At 45.4% G+C, this 18,075-nt stretch carries 12 protein-coding genes; all 12 read right to left on the bottom strand.

Annotated features, from left to right (window positions below; genetic code table 11):
• The 12 genes from DESGI_RS09430 to DESGI_RS09370 all read right to left on the bottom strand — a co-directional run bounded on the left by DESGI_RS09430 (position 1) and on the right by DESGI_RS09370 (position 18,006).
• The gene (locus tag DESGI_RS09430) at positions 1 to 519 is read right to left on the bottom strand and encodes an NADH-quinone oxidoreductase subunit NuoE family protein (RefSeq protein WP_245561167.1); all 519 of its coding nucleotides are present in this window, start codon (positions 517 to 519) and stop codon (positions 1 to 3) included.
• A gap of 50 nt (positions 520 to 569) precedes the next feature.
• A complete protein-coding gene (locus tag DESGI_RS09425; RefSeq protein WP_015617963.1) occupies positions 570 to 1,337 on the bottom strand; it encodes a hydrogenase iron-sulfur subunit in 768 nt (255 codons plus the stop codon).
• A 2-nt stretch (positions 1,338 to 1,339) separates the two neighbouring features.
• Positions 1,340 to 4,459: a CoB--CoM heterodisulfide reductase iron-sulfur subunit A family protein gene (locus DESGI_RS09420; protein WP_006524741.1), complete on the bottom strand. Its 3,120-nt coding sequence runs from the start codon at positions 4,457 to 4,459 to the stop codon at positions 1,340 to 1,342.
• A 408-nt stretch (positions 4,460 to 4,867) separates the two neighbouring features.
• On the bottom strand, positions 4,868 to 6,019 hold the full coding sequence (locus DESGI_RS09415) for a (Fe-S)-binding protein (protein ID WP_006524743.1): 1,152 nt from the start codon (positions 6,017 to 6,019) through the stop codon (positions 4,868 to 4,870).
• A gap of 32 nt (positions 6,020 to 6,051) precedes the next feature.
• The gene (locus DESGI_RS09410) at positions 6,052 to 6,585 is read right to left on the bottom strand and encodes a 4Fe-4S dicluster domain-containing protein (RefSeq protein ID WP_006524744.1); all 534 of its coding nucleotides are present in this window, start codon (positions 6,583 to 6,585) and stop codon (positions 6,052 to 6,054) included.
• Between the two features lie 2 nt (positions 6,586 to 6,587).
• Complete coding sequence (locus DESGI_RS09405) at positions 6,588 to 8,558, bottom strand: aldehyde ferredoxin oxidoreductase N-terminal domain-containing protein (protein ID WP_006524745.1); 1,971 nt, start codon at positions 8,556 to 8,558, stop codon at positions 6,588 to 6,590.
• A gap of 820 nt (positions 8,559 to 9,378) precedes the next feature.
• Positions 9,379 to 10,215 (bottom strand): hydrogenase iron-sulfur subunit, encoded by an 837-nt coding sequence (locus DESGI_RS09400; protein WP_015617962.1) that lies wholly within the window; start codon positions 10,213 to 10,215, stop codon positions 9,379 to 9,381.
• 33 nt (positions 10,216 to 10,248) lie between these two features.
• Positions 10,249 to 13,380 carry a CoB--CoM heterodisulfide reductase iron-sulfur subunit A family protein gene (locus DESGI_RS09395; protein WP_015617961.1) on the bottom strand — a complete coding sequence of 1,044 codons (3,132 nt, stop codon included), beginning with the start codon at positions 13,378 to 13,380 and terminating at the stop codon, positions 10,249 to 10,251.
• Positions 13,381 to 13,476: 96 nt separating this feature from the next.
• The gene (gene fdhD, locus DESGI_RS09385) at positions 13,477 to 14,163 is read right to left on the bottom strand and encodes a formate dehydrogenase accessory sulfurtransferase FdhD (protein WP_245561203.1); all 687 of its coding nucleotides are present in this window, start codon (positions 14,161 to 14,163) and stop codon (positions 13,477 to 13,479) included.
• Between the two features lie 122 nt (positions 14,164 to 14,285).
• Complete coding sequence (locus DESGI_RS09380) at positions 14,286 to 15,437, bottom strand: (Fe-S)-binding protein (protein WP_015617960.1); 1,152 nt, start codon at positions 15,435 to 15,437, stop codon at positions 14,286 to 14,288.
• 32 nt (positions 15,438 to 15,469) lie between these two features.
• Complete coding sequence (locus DESGI_RS09375) at positions 15,470 to 16,003, bottom strand: 4Fe-4S dicluster domain-containing protein (protein ID WP_006522597.1); 534 nt, start codon at positions 16,001 to 16,003, stop codon at positions 15,470 to 15,472.
• A gap of 2 nt (positions 16,004 to 16,005) precedes the next feature.
• Positions 16,006 to 18,006, bottom strand: coding sequence for an aldehyde ferredoxin oxidoreductase N-terminal domain-containing protein (locus DESGI_RS09370; protein ID WP_006522596.1), 2,001 nt, complete (start codon positions 18,004 to 18,006; stop codon positions 16,006 to 16,008).
• Between the last annotated feature and the right edge of the window lie 69 nt (positions 18,007 to 18,075).

Below are 18,075 nucleotides of genomic sequence, written 5' to 3'. Positions count from 1 at the left end.
TCACTCATATTTTTTTAACGCGTCTGCTATCTCGGCAGGCGATATCTTACTGTGAGTCTTTCCATCGACTTCGATCATTGGACCTAAAGAACAGCAGCCCTGGCAGTTAACGGTCTCCAGGCTAAACTTCAAATCCGAGTCAGTTTCGCCGGGTTTAATTCCAGTCAGTTCTTGCACCTCGTCGAGAACCCGCTGCGCACCACGAACTTTACAGGCAGTACCCGTACAAACGTGAATTTCATGACGTCCTTTAGGAGTTAAAGAGAATGTTTTATAAAAGGTAGCTATTCTCAATACCCGGCTTAAAGGCACCTCTAATTTTTCACTAACCTTCACTAATACTTCTCTAGGCAGCCAATGATTTTGTTCCTGAATTTCCATTAATACTTTAATCAGTGAACCGGCTTGGCCCTGATGTTCATTTAATATTTGTTCAATTCTATCGTTATCCATAGTCTCTTTACCTGACCTCCTTCTTTCCCCTGAGCCACTGTCTGCCTTTTCATACGTTGGGGACATTCCTCGACCCCAAAGCCTTGACCCCAAAGCTGAGGTGTGTCCCCTTTCCTCTAAACGAGAGCAAAGCGTTTCTGGCTATCTTCGTATTTGACTAATCCTTGCCTTGCTGAAGTATTAAGGTGCCTTGATATTTCAGATGGGGTTAGTCCTAAAATCTTAGTTATTTCTTCAGTTGAAAGGGGTCTTTCCCGCAAGAGTAACATAATTTGACTTAGTGCAAATTTATCTGCTATTAATTCACGAAATATTTTTTCTAACTGTTCACCGGAGTAGAATTTTTTATATTCTTCTACTGTATTAAAATGTACTCTTAGCCTTTCATTAAGTACAAGTCTAATGTAGGGGGCCAGCTTTGTAATTGCTTTAAGTTTTAACTTTAATACAGTCTCGTCTATTCCTTCACTTTGGCCTAGTGGTCCTAATTCCTTCACCGTTTTACCAAAGTCATTCATAACTTCGGTGAAACGGATTCCTTCACCGGCAGACATAAATTCCATCCTTAATCTTTCGGGGTTTAGACCCATGTGTTCCATTATTTTTTTACATAGAAACACCATGTTTAGTGCGTGGTAGTTTCCATGAGTATTATAATGGCAGTCTCCAAGATGACAACCACCGATAACTACCCCATCCGTTCCGTTTGATAAAGCTCTGAGTATAAATTCTATTTCGACTCGGCCAGTACACATCACGCGTATAAGCTTAGCATAAGTTACATATTGTTGTCTGGAAACTCCAGCCAAATCAGCAGCGCCGTATGCTCACCAATTACATAAAAAACCTAGAATTCTTGGCTTGAACTCTGTTCCTGTACCCACTTTTATCTCACCTCTTTAGTTATAATCTCTGCCTCCGGAACCGCCGCGTCAATTTGACGAAAGACTTGTTCGTGCGTATAGTGCTTTAGTGAAATAGCCCCTGTTGGACACTTTGTATTACAGAGTCCATCTCCTTTACAGAGCACGGGATTAACGACAGCTTTTCTGCCCTTTTGTGTCTCACGAAATTCTATGGCGCCGTAAGTGCAGGCTGAGATACATGCTCCACATGAAATGCAGTTGTCCTCATCTACTTCGCAAACAGAGCCGGAGGCCGTGACTGCATCATGTGAGAGAAGAGTTAAGACCCGGCCGGCTGCTCCATAAGCCTGGCTAATCGTTTCCGATATAAGCTTGGGATAGTGAGCTATCCCGCACAAGTAAATTCCTTCCGCGGCAAAGTCTACAGGCCTTAATTTGACATGGGCTTCCTGGAAGAAACCATCCGGGTTTAAGGATACCTTAAATAATCCGGCTATTTCTTGACTTCCTGTGGAGGGAATAACGGCGGCAGCTAAGGCAAGTGCATCGGCATCTATTTCAAGCTTTTTACCTAAAATAGGATCGGCTACGGTAACTTTTAGAACTGGCCGGCCTTCATCGGATTCACCTATTTCCACCTGTGGTTTATCATCAGGCTCATAGCGGATGAATCTTACCTCCTTACTTGCTGCTTCACGGTAATAGTCTTCTTTGAAACCATACGTCCTTATATCTCTAAAGAGAATGTAGATATCCATCTCGGGGTTTAGTTCTTTAAGTTTTAAGGCGTTTTTTATAGACTCGCTGCAACATACCCGGCTGCAGTAATTTCTGTCTTCGTTTCTGCAGCCTACGCATTGGATCATGACGAGGCTTTCTGCGTTAATTATTTTTTCGTTTCGTTTGGCGATTTGCTCCTCTAATTCCAGGTGGGTCATTACCCGGTCATCTTGACCATAAAGGTATTCGGTGGGTTTATATACTTGGGCACCAGTTGCGATGATGGCTGCACCATGTTTTATCTCTGTAACCCCTCTTTCAGATTTTACCCTGGTTATGAAATTACCTACATAACCGGTAGCCTCCGTAATGGCGGCATCAGTATATACATGTATTAATGGATGTTGATAAACTTTGCGTATAACATCATGCAAATAAGCTTGAACATTGAGCCCTTCCAGGGTATAGTAAACTTTTTTGGCCATCCCACCCAGGTCCGTATTCTTTTCCACCAGGTTAACTTCATGTCCCTGGTGAGCTATGGATAGAGCACTGATCATACCCGCCAGGCCCCCTCCGACCACTAAAGCCGTTTTGTTAACGGAAAGATCAAATTCCTGTAATGGTTCCAAGAGAGCAGTTCGGGCTACCGACATTCGGATTATTTCTTTTGCCTTTTGTGTGGCCTCCTCCTTTTCTTTGGAGTGGACCCAAGAGCAATGTTCTCTAATATTAGCAAATTCAAAGTAATATTGATTAATTCCCGCCTCCCTAAGTGTGTCCCGGAATAACGGCTCATGTGTCCTGGGTGTGCAGGCGGCGACAACCACACGATTGATACCTTTTTCTCGAATCGAGTTTGATATATGTTTGGCAGCATCAGTAGAACATATAAAAAGGTTATCTTCGGCGTGAACAACATTAGGTAAGGTTAAGGCATAGTCAACTACGGAAGGGACATCTACTACTCTCCCGATGTTAGCCCCACAATGACACACATAGACACCCACCCTGGGCTCCTCACTAGAGACATCTTTTTCCGGCGGGTACACCCTTTCTCTGGATAGATTCCCTCGCCGGTAGTCAAGAAGTTCACCACATTGGGAACCAGCTCCGCTGGCGGTCACAACCGATTCTGGTATATCTACAGGGCCCTGGAATGCTCCGCTTATAAAAATTCCCGGGCGAGAAGTCTCCATAGGATTAATGGGATTAGTTTTACAGAATCCGTGCGTATTAAGCTCAATGCCGAACTTATCTGCCAGGCCATTTGCATCTGTAGGCGGGTTCAATCCTACGGATAATACTACCATATCAAATTCTTCTTCTTTTACTCCATCCTCAACAGTAGAATATCTTATTGTTACGTTCTTGCTTTCCGGGATTTCTCTTCCTATTGATACATAGCTTCTTATAAATCGAACGCCGGAAAGGTTGTTTGCTCTCTGGTAGAAGCGCTCGAAATCCTTGCCATAGGATCGAATATCGTTATGGAATATGGTACACTCGGCTTCGGCGTCGTGGTCTTTGGTCAAAATTACCTGCTTTTGGGTGTAGGTGCAGCATACGGCTGAGCAATAGCTGTTACCGCCGGGAATGACCTGTCTGGAGCCTACGCATTGTATCCAGGCTATTTTATGGGGATGCTTTTTGTCGGAGGTGCGCAGTATTTCTCCTTCATATGGACCGGTGGAACATAATAGCCGTTCATAGTCCATACTGGTTACCACATTCTCATACTTTCCGTAGCCATAGTCTGCCCTCAACTTGGGGTTAAAGGGCTCAAAGCCCAAAGATAAAATTATTGCCCCTACTTTTACTTCTATCTTTTCCTTCGTTTGACTAAAATCTATGGCGTCGTTCTTACAAACTGCTTGGCAAACAGTACATGTCTTTCCTTTAAGGTAACGACAGCTTTCATCTATATATGTGACTAGGGGAACTGCTTGGGAAAAATATACATGAATAGCTTTATTAGCCGATATTTCTTGATTATATTGATCAGGGTATGTAACCGGGCAGTATTCAACACAGGTACCACAACCCGTACATTTGCTCTCTATGACATATCTGGGCTTTTTAACTAATGTTACCTTAAAGTCTCCTGCTTCCCCTTCTACACTATCAACTTCAGTATAGGTCATAATATCTATATTGGGATGTCTGTTGCATTCAACAAACTTGGGCGATTCAATGCACATGGAGCAGTCATTAGTGGGAAAGGTTTTGTCCAGCTGGGACATGTGGCCGCCTATGGTTGGTGCTTTGTCAACCAGGTAAACTTTAAAACCGGCAGTGGCAAGATCAAGGGAGGCTTGAATTCCGCTGATACCTCCACCGACGATCATAATATCTCCATAGTTACTGCCTGCAAGACTTTTAACAAGCTGTCCTCCAATTCTCTCTAGTTCTTTTTCCATTTGTCTCAGTCCTCATCAGTTTTTATTTACCCGTACTGTCCGGGTTTGGCCGGGTCAGCCGTATTTAATGTATTGAACAACCAAGTTGATCCGGGTGGAATATACACCCAACCAGCCTCCGCGTGCATAACCAAAGAAGTCAATGCCAAAGTAATAAGTATGCCGACGGCGCTCCCTGTTGGCGTGTGTCGCGAAGTAAAACCAGAACCTGTATCTTTGCCGTTTGAGTTGCATTTCTGACGGAACACGACCAGTACTCAGCAGCATTCGAACTCAGGTTGATAACAAACATTCAACCTGGATTTTGTTCAAGGTGTTATGTGCCCGATCTGGTATCGGATATAGTTGAAGTGTGTACACCACCATTAAGTTGATATAGCTCCTTCCGCCCTGGTAGGTGCCTTTCCGTTAAATAACTTCTTGGAGGATCTCCGTAATGTCCTTAACCTGGATAACATCATCATAATTCAGGACTACCCTGCTATCTTCAAAGTTGGTGATGCAGTAGGGGCAGGCAGTAACTAATTCTTGAGCCCCAACCCCAATAGCTTGCTCTAATCTTAGGTTGGCAAACCTTTCAGACATGGGTGTTTCCATCCAGATCCTGCCTCCGCCCATTCCGCAGCAAAGGCTATCTTCCCGGGATTCGGGCATCTCGATCAGTTCCAAACCGGGTATCTTCCGTAAGATTCCTCGCGGTTCGTCATATATGCCATTGTGTCGGCCCAGGTAACAGGGGTCATGATAGGTAATTTTTTTAGCATATTCTTTACTGATCTGAAGCCTTCCCTCATTAATCAGTTCGAATATATACTGGGAAATATGCACTATCTCAAAGTGCACATTAAATTCGGGATACTCGTTCTTGAAGGTGTGATAGCAATGAGGGGAAGAAACAAGGATTTTCTTGACCCCGTTGTCGATAAATGTTTTGATGTTTTCCCTGGCTAATTGCTTGAATAAATCCTCATTGCCTGTCTTGCGGATGCTTTCACCGCAGCAGTTCTCCCCGGCACCCAATATCCCAAAATTCACCCCTGCCTTGTTGAGGATTTTGGCTGTGGCAACAGCTACTTTCTTTAATCTTGCGTCATAGCTTAAGTAGCAGCCGGGGAAATATAATATTTCCATCCCTTCTTCGAAGGTTTTTACAGAGTGACCCTTGGCCCATTCCGCCCTTTTGGTGCGATCTTCACCAAAGGGGTTACCATCTGCGGTTAGGCCTGCGCTTACGGTGCGGACAGGCTTGATTGCAGTGGGGAATACACCATATCCCGTGGCCATCCTGCGCAATGCGATCATATTTTTAATCTGCTGTACGTCCCTGGGGCATCTCTGAACGCACTTGCCACAGGTGGTACAACGCCAGATCTCTTCGTGCTCTATTTCTGTTAAACCAAATGTTGCTTCCCGGATTAGTTTGCGCATACTGAAATTTCTTACCTTGTTCCAGGGGCAAACAGTATCGCATTTTCCGCATTGGTAACAGAATTTGACGGCGTCTCCACCGCTCTCTTTTATTTCTTCGATGACCTCTCTAATCGGGGCTTCAGTCTCCACGACTTTGTAATCCCTCCTTCCACATTAACGTTTTAGCCCTTCTGAGACATTCGGGCAAAGGTATCCGCTAACTTCTTCAATCCATATTTGTCTACCAACGATTTCAATCCTATTTCCATATCGCCCAGCTTGGCTTCTTCGATTTCTTCTTCTTCCAGCTCGACGTAAGTCAGACAGCCTTGTGGACACGCCTGAACACATAAAGGTTCTTTTTCATCTTCACATAAATCGCATTTGAGAGGAAGGCCGGAATCGGGGTCAAAAAATAAATCCCTGGTCGGACAGATGGTGCCGCAGAAGCTACACTCGCTGTATTCCTTTCCTTTAATTGTGTAAACGCGTCTGCCATCACACCCGGCTTTAGTATAATCAGTGGCGCGAATTGGAACATACTCATCATTAAATGGATCCATAACCACGCGAATCCGGGACCTGGACGGATTCATGCTGCTATACTTTGGCGTTGCATGATATGCGGAGCAAGCCATCTCACATCCACGGCAACCATTACATTTATCAAGATCAACTTTTATTGTTTTAACTATTTTCTTACCTGTTCCAGCCACGGTTAGCACCCCCCTGACTTTTGTTGTTCTTTTTTTGCCGCCTCTTGGGAAGGAGTACCTTCGTCAGGATCCAAAATCCCTCTCTGAATCAATTCATCTGCCACATAGTCCAAACCCAGTTTATACAATTCCTCTTTGGTGGGAATTCCATCCTTGGTAAATCCCCTTAAGTCATAATAGGCATCAAGCAGCTTTTCTTCAAGCTCAGGGTTCCTCACCGCCCAGTGATCCTTGGGTGGATCGTCATCGACTCTTCTAATACCTAATCTATTATTAATGGCTCGGATCAAAGTCCGGTTCCTTCGACAAATTTCCCAAAGATCGTCTTTGTCAATCTCCATGCCGGTCGCAAGCTTAATTATTTGTGGCACATTATTGAAAGAATATGCCGTTTTCCCACCAAACTGGCCTCTGAATGATGACACAAAACCACAGAGTCCGGTGGAGTCATCAACGTAGTGCATCGCCTCATTCCAGTCAGTAACTAAGCAGGTATCCTCAATAGACATCTCATCACGCTTTTCCCATTTCATAAATATATCTTTAAATATTTGACTTGGGACTGCATCCCAATGCTCGACAAACTTTTTCCTTTCTTCTACATCACGAATAGGGTCTTGGGGGAAGGACCCTTCAATCTGGGTGATGGCCATCTTCTCACCAGTGGCTATCATGAGGTAATAGGCAGGGTTCAGTTTGCCAAGCTTGATGGGTAACTGCTCCATTTTTTTCACGGTATTATGTTCAAATTCTTCTGCGCCGTTGCCAATTATACGGGCCGCATGCCAAGAGCCATTGGCCAATATATCGCCAATTCCTTCCCGGTGAACAACTTTTTCAATCAGGTACTTAATTCTGTCCCCGGAGTCAGTCGGGAAATTAGGCATGTCCTTGTCAGTTAAAATACCGGCATCGTATAGTTCTATGCCGAGGGCGAGAGTTTGCGGCGTTGAATATGAATCCAGTCCATAATCCTGACAATAACCAAGTAATTCATAACTATAGTTCAGTTCTTTAAAGGCTGACATATGATAGGTGTCTTTTCCGTAACACTTATAACCAAATCTTGGATGGCCCGGCCAGGAAATAATATTAATGCATCCTTTAGGACAGTTATAGCAACCCATTTGTCTGTCCATATGGTCATATTTCCAACGAGTCCATCTTTCTTGGAGTTCTTTACTCCAATAATTCTTTATGCGTGTCCGAGAATTACCCCAAGAAAAATTATTATGGTGGAAACTGTCATCCTCATCGGTTGCCATCCAGTCCCCGCAACCATCGCTCGCATGGATTTCCTTCTTCATTTTGAGGCATAACTCAAAAAGTTCTTGCGGATGGGCGACAAAGATGTCCTTTGTTCCGCGAACAGCAATTGCCTTGATCATTTTGTCACCCATGATCGGGCCTGGCCCTCGAGCCGCACTGTTCCAATTATGTTCGAGACTTGCCGTAAGGACCTTGTTTTCACCAGCCGGGCCGATACAGGCCACCTGGGCGAACGGTTCATTCAACTCCTCTTTAATCAGTCGCGTAGTTTCTCGAACGCCTTTCCCCTTAAGATGGGAAGCATCGCGTATTTCCACCTTGTCGTTTTTTATCCATATATAAACCAGCTTCGGGGCCTTGCCGCGAATGATTATTCTGTCGTAACCAGCATGTTTTATTTCCGGCCCGAGATATCCTCCCATCGTTGAATGTCCAAAAATGCCTGTCATGGGATTAATGGTATTCACACTGGTACGGTTACACCCGACAACAGGTGTGCCATGTAAAAGGCCGGCGCCAAATATCAGCAAATTACCTTCATCAAAGGGTTTAACTTCAGGACCAACCCTATCCCATATTATCCTGGCGTTAACACCCTGACCTCCTAGAAAAAGTTTTGTTAAATTGGGGTCGGTTTCAACCCGCTCAATGTTTCCTGTAGACAAATCAATTTCTAAATTATATCCTGTCTCTGCGTACCTCATTTTTCAACACCTCTAAGTATCTTTTTATCCCTTTCGGGAATCTCCTCAGTCATGACCTTCAGCTGTGCAAATTGCTTTATGTTTGTGTATTATTTTGATTCCTAAGCCTTTTTACCAATTACAATTAATTAAAATAATTTTAATAGACAGGAAATCCCTCCTTACAAATTTTATTTTTTGTTTTTATATATCAAGCAATTTTTATGCTAATTAGCATACAAATTTGAAATTTAAGAAAACTTAAATCAACATTTTTAGTAGCTATGATCGCCTGCAAATAATACCCCACTACATTTAAAAAAAAAATAAAATTACATTCAGTGATAAACCAGATAAAAAACGAACGTTTAGAATGCATTTCTTGCAGTAGAAAGGGCTGTCTAAATAATGTATGATTATCATACACTGTAAATTAATACAACACTTCATTTTAAAAGTTCAATTCTTTGCAAATCTGGCTTTCACGCCCGGTCCGCCTTTAAAGGTATAATCCTAGCATTGCGAACATTTCCAAACCAGGTAGGGCAAAATGCGTAATGCTTAGAAATAACTGTGTCAGAAAATCATACAGTCTAAATATGCAATAAAAAAACCCCTACCAGTTTCGCGGGAACCGAGGGTTTGCGCCACGCCATACTTCACAGCCTTCTCCGGCTATATTTCCGCTTGGAATTAAGTCTCTTCAAACTGAGGGCTTTAAATATTGGAGGCAGCATAAAATGTCGGGATTTATTCCGACATTTTATGCTGCCTCCAATATAATCATCCCTTCCCTTGCTTGAACTAACTTTCTTTTCAATCAACGGCAAAGGGATTGCTCTCATTTTTCTTTACTCTTCCTGACAACAGCTCTTTCTCCCTCAGGAATAGGAGGCGGAACAGGCCCGCCGGAAATCCTGGTTACGGCACCAAAACGAGGTGGGCAAGCTTCAAAGCAAGTTCCGCATTTGATGCATTTATCCTGATCAATTACATGGATCTGTTTCTTGGCACTTATGATCGCCTCTGCGGGGCATCTTCTCGCGCAAGTCATACAGGCCTGGCACTTCTCGGGGTCAATATAGTACGAGACTACTTCACTAAATAGCTTATCTATTTCTTCACTTGTGAAATGCCCGTCGTATTCTTCCGGGTTCCCAAGACGTGCCGCCAGTTTTTCCTGCTTGACCACTTTAATGTAGGGGACTAGCTTTGTAACTTCTGCGAGTTTGGCCTGAAGTTCTTTTTCGTCTATGCCTTCCCCTTTGGCAAGTGGCCCTAAGTTCTTCACCTGCTTGACAAAATCGTTAACAACTTCGGCAAAAAGGTTTCCTTCACTGCCGGACATAAATTCGATTCTTAATCTTTCGGGGTTTAATCCCAGGTGTTCTATTATTCTTCTACCCAGAAGCACCATGTTTAGTGCGTGGTAATTTCCATGGGTAATATAGTTACATTCACCTAAACGGCAACCGCCGATAAATACTCCATCTATTCCATTTGAGAAGGCTCTGAGTACATGTGCCAGGTCAACTCTTCCGGAACACATGACCCGGATAAGTCTCATTTCTGTTGTATATTGTAGTCTGGACACGCCAGCCAAGTCAGCAGCGCCGTATACTCACCAATGGCATACAAAACCCAGTATTCTTGGTGTAAATTTATGTCCTGTACTCATTCGTCCTCACCACCTTTGTTTGTAATCCAGGTTCTATTCTCCTACCGCCGCGTCAATTTGTTTTATGATTTCTGCTTCTGGTATTACGACGTCAATTTGGCTCATTATTTCTTTGTCGTTAAAGTGTTTGAGTGTAATAGCCCCTGTCGGACACTTGGCGTTACAGAGACCATCTCCTTTGCAGAGCACAGGATTTACTACTGCCTTTTTGCTCTGTCGTGTTTCGCGAAGTTCTATGGCGCCATAGGTACATACCGAGGAACATGCTCCGCAGCCCATGCATTTTTTCTCATTTACTTCGCATACTGAGCCCGAGGCGACGACTGTGTCACGCGAGAGCAGCGTTAAGACCCGGCCGGCTGCTCCGTAAGCCTGGTTTATGGTTTCCGGTATTAGCTTGGGATAGTGTGCCAGTCCACATAGGTAAACGCCGTCTGTGCCGAATTCTACAGGTCTTAATTTGACGTGGGCTTCTTTGAAGAAGCCGTCGGGGCTCAGGGTTACTTTGAATAAATCGGCTATTTCTTTGGTTGCTGCTGAGGGTATGACAGCAGCAGCTAGTGCTACTGTATCGGCATCTATTTCAAGCTTTTTGCCTAAAATGGGATCGGTTACGGTTACCTTTAGAACGGGCCGGCCTTCATCCGATTCGCCGACTTCTACTTCTGGTTTATCCTGCGGCTCGTAGCGGATGAATCTTATGTCTTTACTTGCCGCTTCACGGTAATAATCTTCTTTGAGTCCGTATGTTCTCATATCTCTGAAAAGAATGTAGATGTCCATTTCGGGGTTTAGTTCTCTTAGTTTTAGGGCGTTCTTTATGGATTCGCTGCAGCATACCCGGCTGCAGTATTTTCTGTCTTCGTTTCTGCAGCCCACGCATTGGATCATGACTAGGCTTTCGGCGTCAATGAGCCTTTGGTCTTGTCCGGCGATTTGTTCTTCCAGTTCCAGGTGGGTCATTACCCGGTCGTCTTCTCCGTAAAGGTATTCGGTGGGTTTGTATACATCTGCACCGATGGCGATGACGGCTGCGCCATGTTTTATTTCTGTTACGCCCCGGTCGGACTTGACTTTGGTTACGAAGTTGCCGATGTAGCCGGTGGCTTCCAGGATGGTGGCGCTGGTATATACGTGTATCAGTGGGTTTTGATATACTTTGCGTTCAAGTTCACGCAAGTACGATTGTACATCCAGGCCTTCCAGGGTATAATGCAGTTTTCGCGCGATTCCGCCCAGGTCTGTTGCTTTTTCGATCAGGTAGACTTGATGTCCCTGGTTGGCTATGGAGAGTGCGCAGTTCATGCCGGCTATACCGCCGCCTACTACTAATGCGGTTTTGTTTACCGGCAGGTCAAATTCCTGTAAGGGTTCTAAATGGGTAGCCCGCGCCACCGACATGCGGATTATGTCTTTGGCTTTTTGGGTGGCTGCTTCTTTTTCTTTGGCGTGAACCCAGGAGTTATGTTCTCTGATGTTGGCCATTTCGTAGTAATATTGGTTTATTCCCGCTTCCCGAAGGGTGTCCCTGAATAACGGTTCCAGGGTCCTGGGGGAGCAGGCGGCGACTACCACCCGGTTGAGTCCTTTTTCTTTGATCATGTCTGTTATTTCCTGGGCGGAGTTGGTGGCGCATGAAAACAGTTGTTCCTGGGCGTAGACGACGTTGGGTAAGGTTAGTGCATATTCTACTGTTGATGGTACGTTTACTATTCTGGAGATGTTAGCTCCACAATGGCATACAAATACTCCTACCTTCGGCTCTTCTTGGGAGACATCCTGTTCCGGAGGATATATCCTTTCTTTAGCCAGATTTCCCCGCCTGTAATCCAGGAGTTCTCCGCATTGGGAGCCGGCTCCGCTGGCGCTGAAGACTGATTCGGGTATGTCTGTAGGGCCCTGGAAGGCTCCGCTTACATATATCCCGGGTCTGTTGGTCTCCATTGGGTTGACGGGGTTGATTTTGCAAAAGTCATGGTTGTTTAGTTCTATGCCGAATTTTTTGGCTATGCCTTGCGCGTCGACCGGGGGATTTAATCCGACTGATAGTACTACCATATCGAATTCTTCTTCTTTTACTCCATCGTCGGTGGTGGAGTAGCGTACTGTGACGTTTTTGGTTTCCGGGTCTTCGCGCACTATTGATGTGTAGCTTCTGATAAACCGGACTCCGGGCAGGTTGGCTGTTCTTTCATAGAATTGCTCAAAGTCCTTGCCGTAGGAGCGGATGTCGTTATGGAATATGGTGCACTCGGCTTCTGCGTCGTGGTCTTTGGTTAAGATTACGTGTTTTTGAGCATAGGTGCAGCATACGGCTGAACAATAGCTGTTGCCGCCCGGGGTTACTTGTCTGGAGCCGACGCATTGGATCCAGGCTATTTTATGGGGATGTTTTTTGTCTGAGTTGCGCAGTATTTCACCTGAGTATGGTCCGGTTGAGCTCAGCAGCCGCTCAAAGTCCATGCTGGTTATGACGTTCTCGAATTCGCCGTAGCGATATTCCGCACGCTCTTTTGGATCATAGGGTTCAAAGCCAGTGGCCAGGATTATCGCGCCTACGTTTATTTCTTTTGTCTCCGCCGTTTGATTGAAGTCGATGGCGTTGTTTTTACATACGCCTTCGCAGATACGGCATTTATTTTCTTTAAGGTATAGACAGCTTTCGTCTATATAGGCGACGAGTGGTATAGCCTGCGGGAAGTAGATGTGGACTGCTTTGTTGTTTGATATTTCCTGGTTGAATTGGTCCGGGTATTGGACCGGGCAGTATTCTACGCAGGTGGTACAGCCCGTGCATTGGCTCTCGTCGATATATTTGGGCTTTTTGTTTAATGTTACTTTGAAGTTTCCAGCTTCCCCTACTACTTTTTCTACTTCGGTATAGGTGAAGACTTCTATGTTTTGATGCCGGCCGACCTCGACCAGCTTGGGCGAGAGTATTCACATGGAGCAGTCGTTAGTGGGAAAGGTTTTGTCCAGCTGGGCCATATGGCCGCCGATGCTGGGCGCTTTTTCCACCAGGTAGACTTTAAAACCGGCGGTGGCCAGGTCCAGGGAGGCCTGTATGCCGCTGATTCCGCCGCCTACTATCATTACGTCGCCAAAGTTACTGTCGCCTCGGCTTTTGCAGAGTTGCTCGATTTTTTCTCTCATTTGTTCTTCCACTTTCTATCACCTCACCAGTAATTGGGGACATTCTTCCGACTACCCCAAACTTGTACTCAAAAAGATGAGGTGTGTCCCCTGTCATATTTACAGTACTTAATCTGTTGAGCAGCCAAGTCGCTCCGGGTGGGAATACACCTGCAGCCGGCCTCCGCGCGCATGGCCGACCAGGGCAATGCCCAGATCATGAGCAAGCGAAACGGCGCTCCCTGTCGGTGAGTGCCGCGAAACAACAACCGGGGTTTGCATCTTTGACGCTTTGAGTAACATCTCCGACGAAATGCGGCCGGTAGTTAATAGCAGTCGGTCTCTGGTTGCTAGTTCCCTCAACAGACATTCGCCCTGGATTTTGTCCAAGGTGTTATGCCGTCCTATATCCTCAGCCACTACCAGCAGGTTCCTGGTATCAGACAGGGCTGAAGTGTGCACTCCACCACTTAGTCGATACAGATCCATCTGCTCTAGAAGTTGTTTCATTAATGACAGTACTTCCATCGGTGTGACAACAAGACTCGAATCAACCCTCTGTCCGCGAGCTGTGAAGGTTGCACCGCCACCACACCCGGAGGTGATCGTCCGCTGCGCCGGCAGTTTACACTCGGTGTTTTTAAGCCTCACATCGGCCAGCGATACATCCTCACACATCCGCATGCTCACCACATCGTCGATGCTAGAGATGATTCCCTCTCCATACAGGAATCCCAGGACAAGACTATTAAGCTTGGTTGGAGTGCAAAGGATGGTGACCAGTTCCTGCTGATTTACATAAATTGTAAGCTCCATCTCGCTGGGCACATAAACTGAGGTCCTGGACCATCCCTCGTCCGAAAAGCGATAACAAACTATGTTTGCAGCGACACCTTTAATATCTGATACTCCAGATTTTTGCATGTTTAGCTGCTCCTCTAAATAACTTCTTGGAGGATCTCCGTAATGTCCTTAACCTGGATAACATCATCATAATTCAGGACTACCCTGCTATCTTCAAAGTTGGTGATGCAGTAGGGGCAGGCAGTAACCAATTCTTGAGCCCCAACTCCAATAGCTTGCTCTAATCTTAGGTTGGCGAACCTTTCAGACATGGGTGTTTCCATCCAGATCCTGCCTCCGCCCATACCGCAGCAAAGGCTATCTTCCCGGGATTCGGGCAGCTCGATCAGTTCCAAACCGGGTATCTTCTGTAAAACTCCCCGCGGTTCGTCATATATGCCATTATGCCGGCCCAGGTAACAGGGGTCATGATAGGTAATTTTTTTAGCATATTCTTTACTGATCTGAAGCCTTCCCTCATTAATCAGTTCGAATACATACTGGGAAATATGCACTATCTCAAAGTGCACATTGAATTCGGGATACTCGTTCTTGAAGGTGTGATAGCAATGAGGGGAAGAAACAAGGATTTTCTTGACCCCGTTGTCGATAAATGTTTTGATGTTTTCCCTGGCTAATTGCTTGAATAAATCCTCATTGCCTGTCTTGCGGATGCTTTCACCGCAGCAGTTCTCCTCGGCACCCAGTATCCCGAATTCTACCCCTGCCTTGTTGAGGATTTTGGCTGTGGCAACAGCTACTTTCTTTAATCTTGCGTCATAGCTCAAGTAGCAGCCGGGGAAATATAATATTTCCATCCCTTCTTCGAAGGTTTTTACAGAGTGACCCTTGGCCCATTCCGCCCTTTTGGTGCGATCTTCACCAAAGGGGTTACCATCTGCGGTTAGGCCTGCGCTTACGGTGCGGACAGGCTTGATTGCAGTGGGGAATACACCATATCCCGTGGCCATCCTGCGCAATGCGATCATATTTTTAATCTGCTGTACGTCCCTGGGGCATCTCTGAACGCACTTGCCGCAGGTGGTACAACGCCAGATCTCTTCGTGCTCTATTTCTGTCAAACCAAATGTTGCTTCCCGGATTAGTTTGCGCATACTGAAATTTCTTACCTTGTTCCAGGGGCAAACGGTATCGCATTTTCCGCATTGGTAACAGAATTTGACGGCATCTCCACCGCTCTCTTTTATTTCTTCGATGACCTCTCTGATCGGGGCTTCAGTCTCCACGAGTTCTTACTCCCTCCCTTCATATTAATGTCTTAATCCTTTTGTGCCATTCGAACTATTGTATCCACTAGATTCTGTAAGCCATATTTGTCTGCTAATGATTGCAAGCCTGTCTCCATATCGCTCAGATTTACTTCTTCTTCAACTTCCTCTTCCCTTTCTTCATAAATCAGGGCTTCTTCCAGGCACCACTGAACGCACAAGGGCTCTTTTTGTGGTGGATCGTCTTCACACATATCGCATTTTAGAGGCAGACCGGAATCGGGTTCTTTAAAAAGATCCCTGGATGGGCAGGAAGCCCTGCAGAAGGCACACTCTTCGTATTCCCTTCCGTCAAGAATATATATGTTTCTGCCCATACATTCTGCTGCAGCAAGCTCACCCGCATATACAGGAAGAAAGATGTCTTTTATTGGATCGCGAACCACCTGAATACGTGACCTCGCTGGATTAACGCTGCTGTATTTTGGCGTGGCGTGAAAAGCGGCACAGATTACCTCACATGCCCGGCAACCATTGCATTTATCTGCATCAACTTTAATTGTTTTGACGATTTTCTTACCCACGTCTACACCTCCTTCTCTTTTTCTGCCAAGATCTCATAGGAAGGTGTTTCTGAGTAGATCCCCCTCTTTTCGAATTCTTCGGCGACGTAATCCAAGCCCAAATCATGTAAAGTCTCTTTCGTCGGAACACCGTCGTTATTCCAACCCTTGAATTTGTAATACTTATCCAAGAGTTCCTTCTCAAGCTCGGGGAATCTTTTCTTCCAGTGGTCCTCGGGGGGAACCTCGTCTTTTCGTCTCATGCCTCTTATTATATTATTGGCTCTAACCAAATTCCGGTACCTTTTAGTTGCTTGCGTCAGTACTTCTTCATCCATTTCGATCCCAGAAGCTGCCGAAATAATTTTCGGGTAATTGTGTATATGATAAGGGGGCTTCAGGGGGAAGGCTGACAATCCGGCACACATACCGAGAGCGTCATCGATATAGTGCATTCTCTCCATCCAGTCAACTATCTCACAACACATATCAGGCGTGGGGAAATAGGGAGCTGATTTTTCTCCACGCGGTTCCCACTCCAAGACAACTTGTTTAATCCTTTCATTTGGAACCTGGATCCAATTGCTTACAAACGCTTCCCTCTCCTCCCTTGTCATAAACGGTGCCTGAGGGAAATTCCCTTCAATTTGGGTAATAGTTATCTTCTCGTTGGTGCAATACATAAGGTAATAAATAGGATCCAACTTGCCTAGCTTGAGCGGCAACTGCTCATGTTTCTTGATATTATTATGGGCAAATTCTTCTGCGCCATTACCAATCTTTTGAGCTGCCCAATAGGTGCCATTGGCCAAGATATCCCCGATCCCTTCCCGCCGCACGATTCTGTCAAGTAGCCAGTAAAATCTACCTTCGTTATCAGACGGCATGCCAGGGAAATCATTATCGGTTAATATACCGGCTTCTAAAAGCTCAAGAGCGAAAGCCATAACCTGCGGACATGAATATCCGTCCACCCCATACTCCGTAGCACTTTGAGCAATACCCAGACCAAATTCCAGATCTAAATAAGCGGCCATTGTATAGGTAAGTTTCGAGAAGCACTTCATCATGTATGTTGACTTACCCGGGGGAGAAATTGTTGCCCCGCATCTCATCGGACAGTTATAGCAGCTGATTGTCCGCCGCTGCATAGTCGCCATGGTTTCTTTCCAGTCTTTGGCAATTTCCTCATTCCAAAAACCTCTTCTGCGTTCTCGGGCATTACCCCAGCTGAAATTTTCGGTATGCCACTTTTCGTCATCGTGTTTCATTTCTTGCGGTGATCCAAGCCCGGCTAAAATAGGCATATAATTTGGTATTGGATTTTCATTTCGCCATTTGATATATTCCAAAACTTCGTTGATAAGACCAATCATTTCAGCCGGACGAGCGATATTGATATCCCTAGTTCCGCGAACAGCGATTGCCTTCACATTTTTATCTCCCATAACGGCACCCAATCCTTGCCGGCTGCAACTGGATCTGCCCTGCTCGATGGAAGCAAAATAGACTCTGTTTTCACCGGCCAGACCGATAGCGGCCACCTGGGCTTTCGGTTCATTTAATTCCTGCCGAATTAAATCTTGAGTTTCAACAGCACCTTTACCTTTCAAATGAGAGGCATCACGTATCTCCACTTTGTCATTGTTTATCCATAGATAAACCAGATTAGGGGACTTGCCGCGTAGGATCACTTTGTCGTAACCGGCATACTTCAATTCCGGCGCCCAAAATCCCCCCATCATTGAATAAGCAAATAACCTGGTCTGGGGCGAAATCGAAGTTACAATGGTGCGATTACAACCGGTAGCCGGTGTACCGCATAAAAGACCAGCGCTAAATATTAAAAGATTATCAGGGGAAAAGGGTTCCACTTCGGGAGGAACCCTATCCCATATTATCTTAGCGTTCGTCCCGAGGCCACCCAGATAGAGTTCTGTGTCCCTTGGGTCGGTTTGTACAACTTCAATGTTGCCTCGGGTAAGATCGACTTCTAAATTATATCCTGTCTCTGCGTACCTCATATTTAAACCCCTCTAGGTATTTTTTTAGTCCCTCTGGGCATCTTTGCAGCTATGATCCAGCCGCATAGG

This window comes from Desulfoscipio gibsoniae DSM 7213, from assembly GCF_000233715.2.
Taxonomy (GTDB): domain Bacteria; phylum Bacillota; class Desulfotomaculia; order Desulfotomaculales; family Desulfallaceae; genus Sporotomaculum; species Sporotomaculum gibsoniae.
The sequence above is the reverse complement of the archived record's forward strand: the minus strand, read 5'-3'. Positions and strand labels throughout refer to the sequence as shown.

Coding starts and splice junctions, on each gene's coding strand:
- DESGI_RS09405 (WP_006524745.1), bottom strand. CDS start 8,558: ATGAGGTACGCAGAGACAGGATATAATTTAGAAATTGATTTGTCTACA.
- DESGI_RS09420 (WP_006524741.1), bottom strand. CDS start 4,459: ATGGAAAAAGAACTAGAGAGAATTGGAGGACAGCTTGTTAAAAGTCTT.
- fdhD (WP_245561203.1), bottom strand. CDS start 14,163: ATGGAGCTTACAATTTATGTAAATCAGCAGGAACTGGTCACCATCCTT.
- DESGI_RS09370 (WP_006522596.1), bottom strand. CDS start 18,006: ATGAGGTACGCAGAGACAGGATATAATTTAGAAGTCGATCTTACCCGA.
- DESGI_RS09430 (WP_245561167.1), bottom strand. CDS start 519: ATGTCCCCAACGTATGAAAAGGCAGACAGTGGCTCAGGGGAAAGAAGG.